Source organism: Pseudomonas sp. Sample_9 (genome assembly GCF_004307535.1).
GTDB lineage: Bacteria > Pseudomonadota > Gammaproteobacteria > Pseudomonadales > Pseudomonadaceae > Aquipseudomonas > Aquipseudomonas mercuritolerans.
Map to the genome: position 1 here is coordinate 25,718 of NZ_RAZO01000249.1, position 16,800 is coordinate 42,517.

Genomic DNA, 16,800 nt, shown 5'->3' on the forward strand with positions numbered 1-16,800 from the left:
AGCAGAAATGACAGAGCCACTAGATTTATCAAGTAACTATACGAGTGCTAACTATAGATATAAGGAAGGTGGGGATGGTTTTGTCGTAGAAAATGGCAAAAAAATCGTCGATTGCTCTCATATGGTAAACCTGTTGCTCACAGGTGCTGGATATCAAGTTCCTTACCAGAACACGGCGGGGCTAAATAGTGCGGCCGCACTTCAATACTATGATGTAATTAGTCCTGCTAATGTGAGGCGAGGAGATATCGTACTCTGGATTAACGTAATCTCTAATCGAGATAATAAAACGCTAAATCATACGGGTATCGTAGAACACTATGATAGTACGCTGGACTCTCAATATGGTGAGTTTTTTGGGGCGCAAAGCTCCGGTCCAGCTACTGCAAAGTTTGGTGCCTATAGCAAAGCATATTTTTGGCCAGTCCCTACAAAGTTTCTAAGGGTTAAGGAGTCGACTCGGACGGGGGAAGGATCCGCACCTGCACCTGCACCTGCACCTGCACCGGTAGAATCTACACCATTAATGAACTTTCAGTACCCGTTTAGAAAAGCGGATGGATCGCAATTTAAGGATGCTGAAGAAATCTTCAAAGCACTTGAGAGTGAAAGCGCAGGTAACTTTTTACTTGGGAGTCATGGATTTTGGCATGGCGGTATTCATATCACGCATAAGACTGCTCCGCAGTGTGTGAGAGATGAGCCTATTCGTTGTATTGGAGATGGTGTCGTCGTAGCCTATCGATTGAATGAGGATTATTTAAAGACGGAGTTTGAAGGTTCGAGTGCTACAGAGGAATTGGAGTACTCAAATTCATTCTGCCTTGTCAAGCACGACTATAAATCACCACCTAATAAAGAGGTCGTGCCCAATACTAGTAATGAACTCGTATTTTATAGCCTGTATATGCATTTGCTGCCATATCAGAGGTACGCGGATGAACCGGAACAGACGGGCCCTCAAAAAATAAAGATGATCGCAAGTGGGTTTAAAGCTCGAAGCGATGTTGCTGGCGCAACTGGCTGCATCGAATATGGTTCGATTTCTGCTGGAACTGAAATTGAAATACTTGAAGAGCACTCTGATCACATCCACGCGAAAGGCAAACTAATTAAAGGTACAGTAGGTGGACGCACGCCAGGACAGGATTTCTGGTTCGCCTACAAGCAAAACGGTGTTGCATACCCAAGAGGTGATGGCAGTGCGAGCTGGAAAGCAATAACTGCACCGGAGCGGAAGAAGCCAGATTATTGGAAGGGCAAGGTCAGAGCGATAGTTTCCGGCTCTGGGCTTACCTTAAGGGTAGCCCCCTCACCCCAGAGTAACGGCGCTGTAGCTGGGGCTGCAATGAGACAGGTAAATAGTCTGGGGCAAAACGAAGATTTAGTACTTTGTACAAATAGCGTAATAGAATTTGATAGTGGAAAAGTTTTTAACCTGAAGATTGGTTCTAAACTTTACAAAATGGCGGAATGTTCCTTCGTGCCAAGTATTTCCAGTGCTACAACCGGTTTGAAAAGCCATTCTACTCCTGTCCCAGCAACTTTTTGGGCTTGTGTTGAAAAGCCTTATGTTCAATTGCTGGGGTTGGTTCCTACGGAGTTTGATAAGGTTGTGCCGATGGACACGGCAATTAAGGCAGGTGACATAATCGGTTTTCTTGGTTTGAATGAAACATTAGCAGGTCCTGATGGAGGGGTTTCGAGAAATTATCAAGTTCACGTTGAAATTTTTTCGGCAGATCCGAGAATTGAGGATTTTCTGAAAAATAAAGCAACTTTGAAGCAAGGGAAGCAATACTTACACTTGCCAGCAAATACGACCTTAAAAGGTAAGCCTCCTGTAACCGAAAGCGTGACAATCTCGAATGAGAAATTTGTAGAGCTCGGGAAAACTGTTCTCTATAAGGACGCTGAAGAGTGGTATGAGGTAACCGTATTTGATAATACAGAGAGCAAATCAGGTTTGCTCAAAAAAGAAGGCGCGGAGCTTCTTAGTCAGCATGACTGGGAAAAACTAGGCTTTCGCATCGTTAAGGAATTAAATTCAAATTCTGATGGTTTTCTGGATCCTGATGATATGCCAGAGTTCTTCCAGAACTTATATAGGGGCTTGGATCGATTTGGTAATAATGATCAAAAAGTTACTCCCGAGGATTTTCCGATTGCACTTAAGAATCTGGATTTAAGAGATCACTGGTCAAAGCTAATTGCATATCACCCTACGGAGTGGAAATCCAAGTCGGACTCTGCCAAATGGGCGCGGCTGGACACGATGCTAGAAAATTATCCATCTGTTCTAAAGCACGAAAAAGAACGAATAGATAGTTTAATATTTTGGGATGATCCAGCTATACAATCTAAAGGGGTAGGCGATGGAGTTGTATGGCATTTTCATCCAATCGCGCTCATTGGGAATATGATGCCATCGTCCGGGAGTAATGTCTGCAAAAAGTGTGGCAGTAATATAGCATTAACAAATGCATTGATGCGGAGTATTTGTCCATCCTCCGTAACGGATACTTTTGTAAGTGAGTTTGTCATGGTGGCGAACGAGCTTTTCCCTAAGTATGGAGTAAATACCTGTGCTCAGGTATTTCATATAATGGGGCAGGGTAAGCACGAGACTTTTCAATTTTCTGCGTTTAGGGAAAGTTTAAATTACACTCGTCGTAGCTACACAGCCGAGAAACTATATAGAATGGCGCCAACCGCTATTAATGATGGTTTTGCAAGGCTGGGGATGTCACTAACCAGAGAAGAGAAGCTTGAGTATATAGATCAGCATCTGATTGCAAACGATCCAGCGTATGGTAAACATAGCTTTGGTAGCAATCAGTACCCTCATAACGACTATAGGGGGAGAGGCCTTCTTCATTTGACCCACTATGCTAACTATCGTGAATGTGCTGTAGCGATAGGTGTGAATATCGATGCTAATCCGAACCTGGTACAGGACAATATGAGGGTTGCATTAGAGTCTGGTCTATGGTTTTGGAAGGCGAAAGGTATTGGTTCACTTGCGGATGCAAGTTCACCTGATGTAGATGCGAAGATTAAATCTGTGACTAGGATTATCAACTCTGGGCTGAAAGAACTTGATCAGCGAGAGAAGTTTACTAAAGAAGTTGCTGAGAAATTCAAGGTTGTGTTCGGGGGCTGTTCGTTATGAAGCGCTTATGTAAATTTTCATTGTTAGTTTCATTTTGCCTGTCTTCGGTGGCTTCGCTAGCTTGCGAGGTCCCTGAGAGTAAAGTGTACCATTCGATCCCGACAAAAGACGGTGCGATTGTTTTTGATCTCGTTCCTATAGAGGATGAGGCGAGCAGTGAAGATTCGAACAATCAAGTGGGTATTGATGTTAACTATGTTGATTGTTTGAGTAAATCTAAGAAGCTCGTTGGGCAGTTACCGTATTTGGCAGACACAGGAAAAGTCCGCTCGGCATTTTTTTCTGATGTTCAAGGTAGTTCCGAGAAAGAGCTTTTTGTAATACACAGTGTGGGAATACATTCAGACACCGGAGTTAGATATTCTGGTGAATATTACAGCGTGCATGTTTACAAAAAGAGCGAGAGTGGTTATTCAAGGGATGAGCGAGTCTCCAAATATTTTGGTGAGGGTGGCGATATATTGGCAGACGATTACCAGAATCTAATGTATGAATTTCCTTACAAGGATCAATTGTCTGTTAGTAATAAACTTGCGACTCCAGCGTTTTCTAAATGGAATGAAGGTGTGCCGGTTCAGCTGACAATAAATAAAAAAGCTAAAATTTATAGCTCTCCAGTTTTTGACGATGTCACTCGTATGTATTTGGTTTCCGGGGATAGGGTTGAGCAGGAGGCTGTTGAGGCTGGCTGGCTTTCGATTATGTTTAAAACACCGAAAGGCAAAGAAATACGCGGATGGATCTTGTGTGGCGATGCGGGTGGATGTTGATGTCGTCGAGCATTGGCAAAGAGGGTAACAAATGAAGCGGCGGATAAATGAACGCCCCAAGCATCTCGCAACCCGCTTTGCGAAGTTCAATGCCTGAAAGCGTGAATCAATGAAAAATATATATTCGCTCCCTAGCTTTTTACCGTTAGCTTTTTTGCTTTTCAGTTCGGTGGCATTTTCTGCGAGTTCCGACTGTGGCAAAGCTTCAACGGACGTAGAAAGGAAAATTTGTCGTTCTCCTTCCTTGTCCGCAATGGATGAAAAGCTAAGTGAAGTATTCAAGTCGATAAAAAATCGGCGGGTTTTTCAATTAATCGAAAGTGAATGGCTTGAGTCGGAGCGTAACTCTTGTGAGTCAGTGGAGTGTTTAGAGGACTCTTATGTTCGGCAGATACGCTTTCTGTCGCCGGTTCCTATTGCGCCTAGGCCGACTCAGAAAGATATTAAGTTAATGTTGGGGGATAAGCCTTACAAACAGTTTGAACGCTCATGGAAGGTCATTGATTTAGCATGGCTTCCCAATGAAAAAGGGGCTGTTGAACGATTTGTGATCTCCGCTGAAACAATTTCAGGCATGTTGCATGTCATCGTGTTCGAAGGGCATTTTGATGCGGCGATGATTGCGTACCGGGGTAATCTATATGAGTACGTTGATCGCAACGACAGGCCGGTATTGCACACGATTGCGAAAGATATCGGTTTTGATGGTGCTTTCAGTTTGGGTTCAAACGACGAAGGGAAAAGATTCGCGGGAATCTTGGATGGGGCGTTTTACTATCGACAGCAGCTCTCTAAGAATCAGCTGCGGGGGATGGTTTATAAGCTCGGTTCAAAATCTCCGCCATTGGAAAGCAGTTTGCTGTTCCAGCAGTGGCCAAATGCTGATGAAAATGCTGTTAGTGGTTTGACATTCGGTTGGGGTGGTGAGTATGGAAAATTGCAAGCGTACTACTCGCACATCTCAGGGTATGAAACGATAGCGCAGGCTGGTCGGCCCGAGGCCGGTTGGAATATATATGCTCCGATTTGGAGCAAGTCACGGCCGACGTTTTATTTCAAGAATGGTGATGAAACTATTTGGCGTGCCAATGTTGCGGATAAGACGTTAACAAAAATTGCGAAGGCTAGTGATGAAGGAATGATCCAGAATCCTACCCCTGTCGATATTAATGGGCGCGAAGCAGTCGTTTATCTGAATGGATCTACTCTGAAAATGGCTATCTCCCTTGAAGAATAGGCTCGAATTAAAAATACACTTTCGCAAAATATTGTTGGAATTTGCTTTGAGTAAATATCTTATTCCGGTGCTGCCCGCCGTGCTGATTGGTGGTTTATCTCTGTTGGGGGGACATGCATTTGCTGACGATGCATGTGCCGATATCACTACGAACTCTCAGAGGGAAAGATGTTCTGTGAGTGCCAAGGTTGCTGCAGATAAGCAGTTGAATACCAGTTATCAAGAACTGATGGTTCGGCTCGAAGGTGGGTATCAAACTGATCCAGTTCTTGCGGCGAGCCAAAAGGCAACGGTTCAGGAGGCTCAGCGCGCCTGGATCAAACTGCGCGATACCGATTGCCAGGTCGATGCGTTGGAGGCGGAACGGGGCTCTTCGGCGCATGTGGCAGCGGTGAACAATTGCATCGCCAGTATGAGTCGTGACCGTTCAGTGTTTTTGGACAATATCGCGTCCGATATCGGGAGTGGCCCGACAATTGGACGTGGCTCGTGCCCTACGCAAGACTTTGAACAGTTTCTTCCAGCATTCTCCGCTAATGCCGAATCGCAGAAGCGACTAACTGCGCAGGCCGTGAAGCTATTGGTGTTGAAGGGGACGTCGGATATAGGACGGATAGTGACTCACGTCACTGCAGTGGTGGGGCGCGAGATGGCGTTTCCCTTAATGGCTGCGGTGCCAGATGGGAAAGTCGAAGGAATAGAAGTCGAGAAGGTAGATGATCGTCACGTTGACGTTGTGGATAAACGTGCCGGAAACAGCAATATCAAGATCTTCAACTTTTCGCGTAAAGCCTGCTGGACGCTTGAGGGGGTTGAGGATTGGTCGATTCCCGAAAAGGAGCTTTCTGTAGCCAGTACGCGCTCATTGAGTCGTGAGGAAAATTTCTGCTCACAGCGTGCACAAGGGTTTATTAGTTTGGGTGGTCTTGAGCAATATCGACTCACAGTGGAGCTTTTTGAAGCGGCTTTGGAAAATTACCTGTGTGCAGCTGCTTCAGGCGATCCTATTTCCAGTGAGTCTGCGGCTAGGCTGAGTCTGTCGGGTATGGCTCCGCAGTTGGAATACAGCAAAGTTGAGGCTCTTTTCAAAGCAGCAGCTTTGAATTCACCAGGAGGCGCTGAGGGTCTGGCAAGCTTCTATTGTTTTGGCAATGAAACGGCCGGAAGCGGACCGTGCCAGCGGCCAATTGATGTTGAGAAAGAGCTTATTCGTGCCGGCTCCATGGGGTCAGCGCATGCAATTGTCGCGCTTGGTGACTACTGGAAGAGTGGCGATCTCGGCGAGAAGGATATTCCTCGTGCCTTGGCTTGCTATCAGCTAGCCGCCGACAAGGGATACGAGTCAGGTCTCGATGCTGCTAAGCGACTTCGGTCGGAAGTGATTGAGCCAATAGCTCCGAGCAAATGCTACTAAATGTGCAACCGAGCGGCGGGAGCCGTGGAGGTCGTCGGCGAGGTCTGAGGCAATGACGCTTATGGACAGGCGGTCTTCGGAGGCGTTGGCCATGAGTGCTTCGGCGTCGGTGCCGGGGAGAGGTTAAAGAGGCCGGTCTCGCGTGTTGCGTTTGGTTCAGTGGGCAGTTTGACGTGGTGGTCTATGGCGCGTTCGGCGGCTTTGTGGAGTTTCTTGGATTCCAGCGATTCAATTGAATGTATTGGAGCAGGTGGCACTCAGTGAATGGAAATGCGTACAGGGGCATTCAGTTGAGCTTGCCCCAATCTTGTTTGAGGTGGGTGTTCGCATTCTGCACGACACTTCTATCACCGACATTGTTTGCTCAAGATTCCACCTGCGAGTTTCATGACGTTCAGCCAATGCTGGAGCTCGTCAGCTGTGTCAGCAAGGGCGCAATTGCAGTCCTGAAACTTTCGCCACTTCATCAGTCAACTTATGAAGGTGATCTAGACGGCCTCCCCACGTTTATCGTGCGGGGTAAGGACCTCGCCGAAGTCACGAAAACTGTGGGAATGAGTTCTTTATCGTCGCCATACAACTTGCTTGTCAAGCTGCCGAATGCTGAGGCAATCATGCACTTCGATGGACTTCCTGAATCAGCCAGTACGAAATTGGCAATGTCAGGCTGGGTGCTGACGGATGCGCGGGATGTCGTGTATGGAAGGCAGGATGGCGGGGAAGGTCCGGGGATTGTATGCAGCACCCATGAAAAAGCGACCGGCTATGAATATGTGGTCGTGACGCAATGTAATGCCTTTTATGAGGAGGATATTGCTAGGTTGAAGGAGCTGCTCGTCTTGATTGACGCTCACTCAGTGCGATAGCGACAAAACGTATTGTGTTCGAGCGACTGAAAACACCCATTTTCCTTTAAACTCCCCACCCCCAAGGAACGCGCTCAGGACACGGAATGCCAGCCCCCTCGATCTCCCTTCGCCCAGCGTTGGTGCTCTGGCTATACGCCGCCGCAATCGTGCACATTCTTGCCGGCCTCACCCTGACGTGGGCCGGGCATTCCGGATTACTCGACGGCTATCTGCACACCCTCGAACTCGCATTCTGGGGCGCCGATCCGGTTCCCACCGCCGGCCACGAACAACAAGTCTGGTGGCTCGCGCTATTCGGCGCGACGCTGCAAAGTTATTCGTTGTACATGCTCGCGCTGGTGCACTTGGGCAATCGCTTGAAAGCCCCGGCGATGTGGGGCTGGTTGACCGCTGGCATCCTGTTATGGGCGCCGCAGGACATGTGGCTCTCAGCGCAACAACAGGTCTGGTCGCACCTGTGGCTCGACGGTTTTGCGTTGCTGGTGTTGTTGCCGCCACTGTTCTGGCTGTATCGGCATGACCGCCGGAAGTCTCCTGCAGTAAAGACAACGAGCCTGTCCAACCCGTTTGCCGGTGGCGCTTTCAAACGTGTGCTGATCACCGGCGGCACCGGATTTATCGGTAAAGCCTTGGTCAGTCAATTACTCGACGCGGGCCACTCCATCAGCGTACTGACGCGCGATCCGTTGAGCGCGGCCAATCTATTCAACGGCCGCATCCGCTGTGTGCATTCGCTCAGCGAACTTAGCCACGACGAAGCCTTCGACGTAGTGATCAATCTCGCCGGTGCCCCTGTCGCCGGCCCACGCTGGACTCCCAAGCGTCAGGCGCAACTGCTCGCCAGCCGAGTCGGCACCACCGAAGCGTTGATGACCTGGCTGAAGAACACCAAGCATAAACCGGCCCTATGGATTCAAGCCTCGGCCATCGGCTTCTACGGCGTGCGCGACGCCAGTGAAAACCTCGACGAACACGCCAGCAAGGGCGACGGTTTCATGGCCGAACTCTGTGCGCGTTGGGAAGCCGCCGCGCAACCGGCCACGGAATTTGGCGTGCGTCAGGTGGTGCTGCGCCTCGGCGTGGTGTTCGGCCCCGGCGGTGCGTTGACGCCGTTGCTGCTGCCGTTCCGCCTGGGTTTCGGCGGGCGCATGGGCGATGGTCGGCAGATCATGAGTTGGGTGCATCGCGACGATGTGCTTCAGGTGATCGCGCGGGCTTTCAACGATGACAATCTGCGCGGCACCTACAACATGGTGGCGCCGGAAACGGTCAGTCAGGCCGCGTTCGCCGAGCAGGCCGGCAAGGTCCTCAAGCGTCCGGTGTGGTTGCATATTCCCGCTGCGCCAGTGCGTGCAATGGCGGGGGAGATGGCGCAGTTGTTCTTCGACGGTCAGTGCGTGGTGCCGCAGCGTTTGACTGAGGCTGGCTACACATTCCGTTTTCCAACCCTCGACGCTGCTCTGCGCGATCTGACCTGAGGATCGTCCATGAGCAAGCCGTTGATGTACCTGCTGGCCGGCAACGGCAGCGCCGCCGATTGGTGGGATGACGCGCTGCCGTACTTCCAGCGCTACGACGTGCTGCCGCTGGAGTTGCCGGGCTTCGGCGCCAATCCGCTGCCACCCTGCGAGGATCTGGCGGACTACGCGCAGACCTTGTTGGCGATGACGCAGAAGGGCAGCGCGATCATGGCGGTCGGGGTCAATGCCTTGCTGGTGCTGCACGCGTTGCAACGTCGGCCCGGACACTTTTCCCGCAGCGTTTTGTTGGCGCCGGTCGGTGCGTTTTTGTGGCAGCGTCGCTTGCCGGCATTGATGTCGCCGCTGCCAATTCGCAAGACCATTCACTGGCTGCTGTCGAACAAACCCACGCTGTTCGCGCGCAAGTTTTCCAACCAGACCTGGACGCCTGCGCAGTACCAGCGCATGGGCGCCGGCTATGCGCGCTGCCGTGCGTTTGTGCCGCACTGGGATCTGATTCGCGCCGACACCGCGTTGCCGCTGCTGGAGTGGATCACCGATCCGGTCGAGTTGGTCTGGGGCGATCAGGACGCTGTACTCGGCATCGAGCAAGCGGCGGCATGGTCGGCGATTCTCGCCCGCGCTGATCTGACCATCAGCTTGAAACCCGGTTGGGGCCATTACCCGTGGATCGACTCGCCCGCGCAGTTCGCGCAGTGGCTGGAGTCGGGCGAGCGCGGGTTTGTCGCCCACACCAAGGGCGGTCGTTTGCGCCTGGCTGAGCTGGCCCGGCAAGCGGTGCCAGCGGCGCTGACGCTCAACGAATGTGCCGATCCGCGTCTGCCGGCATTTCTTGCTGCTCAACCTGATGTGACCTGGGCGGTGCGCTCCTCCAGTTATGGCGAGGATCAGGCCGATTTGGCGAATGCCGGTTTGAGCACGACCTATCTGCGCGAACCGACCGCCAACGTGCCGAAACGCATCGCCGAGCTGACGGCCGAAGGCGTCGAGGAAGTGGTGGTGCAACGCTTCATCACGCCGGTAGTTTCCGGGATCGCTTTTGTGCGCCATCTCTCGGTAGAACTGGAGTGGGTTGAAGGCCATCTCGAATCGCTTGCCGACGGTCACGTCAGCCCCTCACGGGCAACACTTTCGCGGCTCGGTGATGCTTGGCGCAGCGGCACGTTTACGCCGTCCCACGGTTTGACCGAAGACCTGCTCTGGCGCTTTCTACAAGACGTGTTGCGCGTGTTTCACTACGTGCCCGGCGACGTCGAATGGGCCTGGGACGGCGCGCAATTGTGGCTGCTGCAATACCGGCCGATCAGCGACTACGGCTGGCGCCGCCACCTGACCGCCGCCAACATCGCCGAGATCCTGCCGCCGCGACCGAGCGTGTTGGTGGAATACGCCCAACGCCGCGCGGCAGCGAGTATCCCGGCGATCATGGCGCGTTGGGATGCGCGAGTGTTGCAGGACAACGAGCCGTTCACCGCTGTGTTCGGTGGCGCGTCCTATATCAACAATGATCTGTTTCTCGCCCGGCTGGCCGACTGGGGCATCAGCGCCGCTAACTACGCCGGTGAAGTCGGCGGCGCGACCCCGCATCTGCCGTGGCAACCGCTGAAGATACTCCGTTCGTTGCCGCTGCTTTTGCGTATGCAACGCAAGGCTCGCGGCCATTTGCTGAATCTTGAAAACGGTTTGCAGCGCTTCGATCGGGAACTGGCCGAACTCGTCGCCCAAGCTGCCGATGGTCAGCAATTGGCAGACTGGTTCACTCGGTTTTACGTGTTCGTGGTGCAAGGCAATCTGTGCATCGCCACGGCACTGGCCAGCAGCGGTGGCGATTGGCTGGGTCGCCCGCCGACTGCTTACGACAACCTTGAAAACAGTCCGCATCGATTGCCGTGGGAAACCGATCCGGCCACCCCTCGGCCCGCGTCGAGCGATCTGCCGCTACAGCCATTCCCGCAATGGTCTGGACTGATCCGCCTCGCGCATTCGACCGGCCTGCCGGGCCTACGCGGTTACTACCTGCAAGTACGCGAGTGGTATCGCGACAACCTCATGCGCATCTTCTTCCGCCTGCATCACGCGATGCCGCTGGCGGATCGCGAGCACTGGTTTGCACCGCATCCCGACGTTCGCACCCGAGACGGCAGCTTCTGGCAGGACGGTCGCGAAGGTGCGGAGCAGGCGACCGGGTTCATGATTTATCCGGGGCAAGTGCGGGGCATCCTCGGCGAGGACATCTTGCTGGAAGACACTCTCGATCCGGGGCGGCACGCGCATTACCAAACAGCGCGGGCAGTGATTGCGCGGATGGGTGGGCGGTTGTCGCATGGCTCGACGTTGCTGCGCGAATTGCGAAAGCCGTCGGCGGTGATGCCGCAGGTGGACCCGGCGTGGGTGGGGTGTGAGGTGGTGTATCGGGATGGTGAGTTGAGTCTGGTCAATCCGGGTAACAAGGGATGAACCGGGAGCCGTCGGTTTTAGGTCTTCCATTAAGGAGTTACTACATGAAAGGATTTTCGGCTCTTCTCGGCAGCTTGATATTGGCTGCCACAACCATGGCATTCGCCGCCGACCCCGACTTCAAGGATTATCCCGTCACACCAGTTTTCACCGGCACCCACCATGCACTGGTGCCGCAGGAAAACAGCAATCCGGTGATGGACAGTGCGCGATCAAAAGCCTTGAAAGGCAAGGTCAACTTCGCCGGCCATTACATCCTCAACCCGTTGGGTTGTGGCGGCGGTGCCATCTGCGCCGAAGTGCTCGATGCACAAACCGGTGAAGTCTCTGGCGGTCTGCCGAATGCCTACGACGGCAGCACCTTCGCCATGGCTTACAAACCCGACAGCCGCTTGATCCTTATTTCCGGTATCACCCTCGACGGCGAAGAAGACGCTCAGGGGAATTCGCTGGAAAGCGTCAACCGGGATCGTTACTACGAGTTTGTGAACAACGAATTTCGGTTGCTGACGATGACAGACGCAGAAACGCCGCCGCTTGATTAAGGATTAGGGGATGAACCGCTTACTCACGGGCTGTCTTTCTCTGTTGCTCTCGCTTCCGGCCGTCGCCGCTCCGACCGATGCCTACACCCAGCGCGACGTTATGCAATGTGGCGGCGTTGAAGTGGTGTTGGTGTCGTCCTGCCGATCAGTGACGGTGGAGGACACCGCCGACCACGTGCTGCCGGTTTGCTCCGACCAGACCATCAACATCGGCGGCAAAGTGCTTCGGCGTGATGTCGGCAAGGTTTCCCAACTCACCTCGGACGGGGTGAAGACGAAGATGCTGAGCAACGTGGTGGTGGCAATGGATTGTGTGACAGGTAGCAAGGGCAGCCTTGTTTCAATCGGTGGTTACGGCGGTTGCGGTGCCTGCCCGGAGTGGCGTGGGTATTACTCGACGGCAGGACGGCTGGAGCAATATAGCTTCGATAATACCCAGCGCTCGTTTGGTTCGAAGGGCTCCCGGGGAGTGCTGATGGAGGCCTATGGCGTTACCAAAAGGCAGCTGCAATCGGAAAGCCCGGCGGTGAAAAGGATTGAATATGGCCAGCCTTAAGTGGGTGTTGATGTTCGGCAACTTGGTTGCCGCCAGCGCCTTTGCCGAAGAGCCGCCAATAGTTGGCATTGACGGGCACACAGTGACGTTACAAGCAAAAAAGTGGACTTCACCTGTGGTGGAGTCTGCCACTGCCTGGTTCACGGCAAATGGAAAAACGTTTCCGCTCTTCCATGCTGGCATTGGTACTCAGGCCTATCCCGAATGGCTTAGCCCCGATAAGAAAACCTTGTTGGCGACCCCGGTGGAGTACGGCGTAGTCATAGGTGAGAACGGTGAGGAAATAGCGACATCACAGGGGCATTGCGCTGTGATTTCGATGGAAACCGGTTGCGTGTTGGCTGAGAGTTACGAAAGGTTTTGTGAGGGTAACTGGGAGGGCCATCAGTGGGTTTCCGAAGAGGGCGGGGTGCTCAACCCTGCCTTGGAAACCAAACCTCCCAAGGAACTGCTGAAACATGTCTTGAACCCCGAAACGGCGCAGTCCCGCGCCGAATCCCTTGAGTGGAGCATGAGTTTTTTAAGCCCGGAGTCCTACATGGCGTGTCATCCCCCGGCGCAAAATGTTCAAGCCTACAACGACCTCGGCTTTTATCTGGCCGAGGGCGGTAGAGATGAGCTGGCGCTGAAGTTTTATCGCGGCGTTGAGGCGGTGGGCAAGCGTACGGTGTTGATGTTGAACATGGCGGATTCCTTGTGGCGACTTGATCGAAAAGAGGAAGCACAGCGCTATTACCGCGAGTACGGCGAAGCGATGACTGCCGCTGGCAAGGCGCAGAAAATTCCGCAACGCGTCGTTGAGCGATCAGAGTTTCAGGGAATGAAAAAATGAACAGGTTTGCCCGCTTTATCGTGTTGGCCCTTGGGCTGATGTTCACTTCAATTGCGCTCGCTGAGGATACTTGCAAGGTCATTACCGTAAGTTGGCAATACCTGGAATGCGTTGAAGCCGACCGTAAAGCGGCCGACGCAAAACTTAATGCCAGCTACAAAAAACTGATAGCGCGTTTCGCGTCTCAGCGAGAGGAAGACCCTGCACAAGCTGAGGCATTTATTGCAATCGCCAAAGATTCACAACGTGCCTGGCTCAAGTTGCGCGACACCACATGCTTGCTGGAGGCCACAGAAGTACAACCCGGCTCACAGGCGCAGTCCTTGATGATCAGTCTGTGTGTGGCACGGATAAGTCTGGAGCGTGCCGGTTATCTGGAAGCGATCGCATCCGATCGACCGAGTGATGTGATCAATATCAGTCAAGTGTCTGAATCCGCCTCTCGACGCTTCGGCGATGTCGTGGCTCGCTACGTCAGTACCTTCGGCAATCCTTGCCTGACTGTTCAGACTCTCGCGCCCGACGGCAACTGGAGAGTGCTGTCGTCCAGGCAGTTTTGCACTTTCGATGGCAAGAGATTCTGGAGCGACTATGCCGACGCAGGTTTTGAGGATCACGCGTTTGCCGAGGACGGGTTACACGTAACGCTCAGCCTCACGGAGCTTCGTGCACCCGGAGAGAAACGTCTCGCCTGTGTAATTCCGATTCAGAACGCGCAAATCCAAGAGCTGAAATGCGGCGCGCCTGAATCATCGTGATGCCCTCGCGCTAGTTATTGAAGATTGATCAATTCGTCGATCAACAAGGAAGTAATGGAAGTGACCAGGTTTTCAAGTCGTGTGTGCATGCTCGCATCGATCATCGGTCTTACCGCGCAAACGGCAACCGCTGATGACCTGCAAACCATCAAGCAAATGCATCCGCCGGTGGTGGCATCGGTGGGCGAGCAGAAGATCACCGTGTTGTTCTTGAAGAACACGCTCAAAGGTCAGACGACAGGTGGCTACGTTCCCGGTGGTGAGGTTTTTTACACGACAATGAGTGCCACGAAGCCAGAACTCTCGTTTGTGGCGCCGCTCGTGGGTGATGAAGTCGCGTCGGTGTTTTTCTTCGAACGAAAATTCCCTGAGCAAGCGGGGAAGTCCCTGTACGTGCTCATGAGGCAAAAAGAGTCAAACGGTGGGTTCGAAGGCTATACCTATTGGACGCTGGAATTGCCACTCATCAAGCAAAGCGAGCAGTTGTCGTTGCGTTTTTTTCGTGGTGATCCGCCAGACCCTGAGTTGCAGGATTGCCGAGACGGCCGAGACCTTGAAAACGGCGTCGATGTTGTGTGTGCCTACAAGGATGCGGCGAGTATCAAAAAGCGCCTGGCAGACCTCGATGCAAAGATCATTGCCGATTCAAAGCTTCAACAGGATCTGCGCCAGAAGTCGCCCAAAACTAACGGCGACGTGACCAGTGTCGCTTGCCCCTCGCCCGACTTTTCAGCGTTTCTCGCAGCCTTCTCCGAGCGCGCCGATGTGCAGAAATCCTTCGTCCAACAACCGCTGAAAATGGTCACGACTGTGGCCGGTGATGCTGAGCCTGAGATGGAAAAGCGCAGCCTCAGCGGTGAGGAACTCAAGTTTCCAATCATCCCGGATCAGGCCAAGCGAGAAGTCCAAGGCCTGACATTGACCGTCAAGGAAGAGCGGGGAGATCACGCCGTCGCCATCCTGCAGAAACCGGATACCGACTATGTCTTTGAATATCGGTTTGTCCGGGGGCAATGCTGGCGGTTGGAAGAAGTGATGGATTATGCGCTCTAGAAAAGGGGACTTAACGTCCCCTTTTTTCATCCGCAAACCGCGTTACGGCTTGGCCGGCGTATTCCGCACTTCAATGTGATCAAGCATCCCTTCCACCATCAACCGAACCCCGTCCGCCATTCTGCTCAGGGCCAGCGCGACCGAGCGGCGAGAGCCGTGGAGGTCGTCAGCCAGATCGCAGGCGATGACGCTGATGGACAGCAGGTCTTCCGAGGCATTGGCCATGAGGGCTTCGGCGTCGGTGCCGGGGGAGAGGCTGAAGAGGCCGGTTTCGCGTTTGGGGTGTGGTTCGAGGGGCGGTTTGAAGTGGTGGTCGAGGGCGCGCTCGGCGGCTTCGTGGAATTTCTTTGATTCGAGAGATTCGTAGGGCGATATATCTGGGGTTTCGGGGGGATTGGGTGTTGGTTTGATCATTTAAATATACCGATTAAGGAGCTAACACCCTTTCGCTCGCACTTCGAATTAGGTGGCAGCTGTGTATAGGTGTGCAAGACCGGCAATCGGCAAACCGGCAGACCCGAAGGTCTCCCACACACAGCTGCCATAACGATTTGCGAGCATAAGAAAACGCTCGGTGAATAGCTATAACCGATAGTGTGCCGATGCGGACTTGCACGTCCGTATCGCCGATTTTGCGGCGACCCACAGATCCTATCGATAGCCAGCCAACTCGCCTAGTTCATGGACAGCACCGCACTTTGCAGGAAATTTCCCATAGATTCGCGGGCCGGAAGATCAAAAGATCGCAGGCTTCGCCAGCTCCTACAGGGATGTGTTTCAACAGGTGTAGGACGCTGCTTGCGGAATCGTGACTTGGCGGTCATCGTGCGGGAAATGGTCTGCATCCTCTTCAAATAGAGTCAGATACTGGCGTTATCGTCCGAATCCCTTACACTGCCCCGGCCGTTCATTTTCCTTTTGAGGCTGTGCGCATGAAATTTCGTTTTCTCCTGTGGATGATGGGTTTGTTGATGGGTAAGGCCAGCCGGACCAATCCTGCGTTCCAGCAGCAGTTGGGTGACAAGGATCTGGTGTTTCAGCTGCAGACGCTGGATGGGAAAGTGGCGCGGCATTTCGTGGTCAAGGATCAGCGCATCACCAGCAAATCTGGCGTGGTGGCGGAGCCGGCGTTTGCGATTGCGTTTAAAGACGCCGGTTATGGCTTTGCCACGATGCAGGCGAAGAACAAGCAGTTGGCGTTTATGCAGGGGATCCAGGACAAGTCGATCCAGCTCAAGGGGAATCCGGCGCTGGTGATGTGGTTTCAGGGGTTGATGAAGTATTTGTTGCCGAGGAAGGCTAAGCCTAAGGCTTGAGTAGAAGGGATGTTGTGGCGAGGGGATTTATCCCCGATGGGCTGCGCAGCGGCCCCAAAACCTGAGACCTCGATATAGCTGACACACACTGTTGGCTGGGTTTGCGACTGCTGCGCAGCCGGTCGGGGATAAATCCCCTCACCACAGGTTTTGTGTCAGACAGGTAAATTGGGTTGGATTCATCGCGGGCAAGCCCGCTCCCACAGGGATCGTGTTGATCTTGTGGGAGCGGGCTTGCCCGTGATGCGTTTAGCCCTGGCTGAATTGCGAAGCCAGTTCACGCAACAGCACTTCAGCCTCAAGCACTTTGCTGACGACATCGTTAGCTTTTTCACGGCTC

General features: G+C 53.1%; 14 protein-coding genes and 1 pseudogene. 13 read left to right on the forward strand and 2 right to left on the reverse strand.

What is annotated here, in order from left to right; all coding sequences use genetic code 11:
• The first annotated feature begins 7 nt into the window (after window positions 1-7).
• From D6877_RS29915 to D6877_RS14200, 4 genes are all read left to right on the forward strand, one after another.
• Window positions 8-3,172, forward strand: coding sequence for a glycoside hydrolase family 19 protein (locus tag D6877_RS29915; RefSeq protein WP_241662901.1), 3,165 nt, complete (start codon window positions 8-10; stop codon window positions 3,170-3,172).
• Between the two features lie 83 nt (window positions 3,173-3,255).
• Entirely contained in the window at window positions 3,256-3,942 is a 687-nt protein-coding gene (locus tag D6877_RS14190) for a hypothetical protein (RefSeq protein ID WP_241662902.1), read from the forward strand.
• A 109-nt stretch (window positions 3,943-4,051) separates the two neighbouring features.
• Complete coding sequence (locus D6877_RS14195; RefSeq protein ID WP_130911198.1) at window positions 4,052-5,179, forward strand: hypothetical protein; 1,128 nt, start codon at window positions 4,052-4,054, stop codon at window positions 5,177-5,179.
• Window positions 5,169-6,593, forward strand: a complete 1,425-nt coding sequence (locus D6877_RS14200; protein ID WP_347233414.1) for a lysozyme inhibitor LprI family protein — start codon at window positions 5,169-5,171, stop codon at window positions 6,591-6,593. The genes D6877_RS14195 and D6877_RS14200 overlap by 11 nt, the downstream gene beginning before the upstream one ends.
• 3 nt (window positions 6,594-6,596) lie before the next feature.
• Here the strand turns inward: D6877_RS14200 and D6877_RS29920 are convergent.
• A pseudogene (locus D6877_RS29920) lies at window positions 6,597-6,850 on the reverse strand (hypothetical protein); the annotation flags it as partial.
• Window positions 6,851-6,883: 33 nt separating this feature from the next.
• Here D6877_RS29920 and D6877_RS14210 point away from each other — a divergent pair.
• From D6877_RS14210 to D6877_RS14245, 8 genes are all read left to right on the forward strand, one after another.
• Window positions 6,884-7,459, forward strand: a complete 576-nt coding sequence (locus D6877_RS14210) for a hypothetical protein (RefSeq protein ID WP_178083683.1) — start codon at window positions 6,884-6,886, stop codon at window positions 7,457-7,459.
• Between the two features lie 86 nt (window positions 7,460-7,545).
• Window positions 7,546-8,940 carry a TIGR01777 family oxidoreductase gene (locus tag D6877_RS14215; RefSeq protein WP_130911200.1) on the forward strand — a complete coding sequence of 465 codons (1,395 nt, stop codon included), beginning with the start codon at window positions 7,546-7,548 and terminating at the stop codon, window positions 8,938-8,940.
• A 9-nt stretch (window positions 8,941-8,949) separates the two neighbouring features.
• Window positions 8,950-11,400 (forward strand): alpha/beta fold hydrolase, encoded by a 2,451-nt coding sequence (locus D6877_RS14220; protein WP_130911201.1) that lies wholly within the window; start codon window positions 8,950-8,952, stop codon window positions 11,398-11,400.
• Window positions 11,401-11,444: 44 nt separating this feature from the next.
• The gene (locus D6877_RS14225; RefSeq protein ID WP_178083684.1) at window positions 11,445-11,945 is read left to right on the forward strand and encodes a hypothetical protein; all 501 of its coding nucleotides are present in this window, start codon (window positions 11,445-11,447) and stop codon (window positions 11,943-11,945) included.
• 10 nt (window positions 11,946-11,955) lie between these two features.
• Complete coding sequence (locus D6877_RS14230; protein ID WP_130911202.1) at window positions 11,956-12,501, forward strand: hypothetical protein; 546 nt, start codon at window positions 11,956-11,958, stop codon at window positions 12,499-12,501.
• Entirely contained in the window at window positions 12,488-13,333 is an 846-nt protein-coding gene (locus tag D6877_RS14235) for a tetratricopeptide repeat protein (protein WP_130911203.1), read from the forward strand. Before D6877_RS14230 ends, D6877_RS14235 begins: the two co-directional genes overlap by 14 nt.
• Entirely contained in the window at window positions 13,330-14,091 is a 762-nt protein-coding gene (locus D6877_RS14240) for a lysozyme inhibitor LprI family protein (RefSeq protein ID WP_130911204.1), read from the forward strand. The genes D6877_RS14235 and D6877_RS14240 overlap by 4 nt, the downstream gene beginning before the upstream one ends.
• Before the next feature lie 54 nt (window positions 14,092-14,145).
• Entirely contained in the window at window positions 14,146-15,144 is a 999-nt protein-coding gene (locus D6877_RS14245; RefSeq protein ID WP_130911205.1) for a hypothetical protein, read from the forward strand.
• A gap of 42 nt (window positions 15,145-15,186) precedes the next feature.
• Here the strand turns inward: D6877_RS14245 and D6877_RS14250 are convergent, their stop codons facing one another.
• Window positions 15,187-15,558: a DUF6124 family protein gene (locus D6877_RS14250; RefSeq protein ID WP_130911206.1), complete on the reverse strand. Its 372-nt coding sequence runs from the start codon at window positions 15,556-15,558 to the stop codon at window positions 15,187-15,189.
• Between the two features lie 518 nt (window positions 15,559-16,076).
• Here D6877_RS14250 and D6877_RS14255 point away from each other — a divergent pair.
• Complete coding sequence (locus D6877_RS14255; protein ID WP_130911207.1) at window positions 16,077-16,460, forward strand: helicase; 384 nt, start codon at window positions 16,077-16,079, stop codon at window positions 16,458-16,460.
• The last annotated feature ends 340 nt before the right edge of the window (window positions 16,461-16,800 follow it).

Bases quoted from the DNA above. Each gene is read 5' to 3' on its own strand.
- D6877_RS14245 (WP_130911205.1), top strand. From the start codon at position 14,146: ATGGAAGTGACCAGGTTTTCAAGTCGTGTGTGCATGCTCGCATCGATC.
- D6877_RS14225 (WP_178083684.1), top strand. From the start codon at position 11,445: ATGAAAGGATTTTCGGCTCTTCTCGGCAGCTTGATATTGGCTGCCACA.
- D6877_RS14230 (WP_130911202.1), top strand. From the start codon at position 11,956: ATGAACCGCTTACTCACGGGCTGTCTTTCTCTGTTGCTCTCGCTTCCG.
- D6877_RS14240 (WP_130911204.1), top strand. From the start codon at position 13,330: ATGAACAGGTTTGCCCGCTTTATCGTGTTGGCCCTTGGGCTGATGTTC.
- D6877_RS14195 (WP_130911198.1), top strand. From the start codon at position 4,052: ATGAAAAATATATATTCGCTCCCTAGCTTTTTACCGTTAGCTTTTTTG.
- D6877_RS14215 (WP_130911200.1), top strand. From the start codon at position 7,546: ATGCCAGCCCCCTCGATCTCCCTTCGCCCAGCGTTGGTGCTCTGGCTA.
- D6877_RS14250 (WP_130911206.1), bottom strand. From the start codon at position 15,558: ATGATCAAACCAACACCCAATCCCCCCGAAACCCCAGATATATCGCCC.
- D6877_RS29915 (WP_241662901.1), top strand. From the start codon at position 8: ATGACAGAGCCACTAGATTTATCAAGTAACTATACGAGTGCTAACTAT.
- D6877_RS14255 (WP_130911207.1), top strand. From the start codon at position 16,077: ATGAAATTTCGTTTTCTCCTGTGGATGATGGGTTTGTTGATGGGTAAG.
- D6877_RS14235 (WP_130911203.1), top strand. From the start codon at position 12,488: ATGGCCAGCCTTAAGTGGGTGTTGATGTTCGGCAACTTGGTTGCCGCC.
- D6877_RS14220 (WP_130911201.1), top strand. From the start codon at position 8,950: ATGAGCAAGCCGTTGATGTACCTGCTGGCCGGCAACGGCAGCGCCGCC.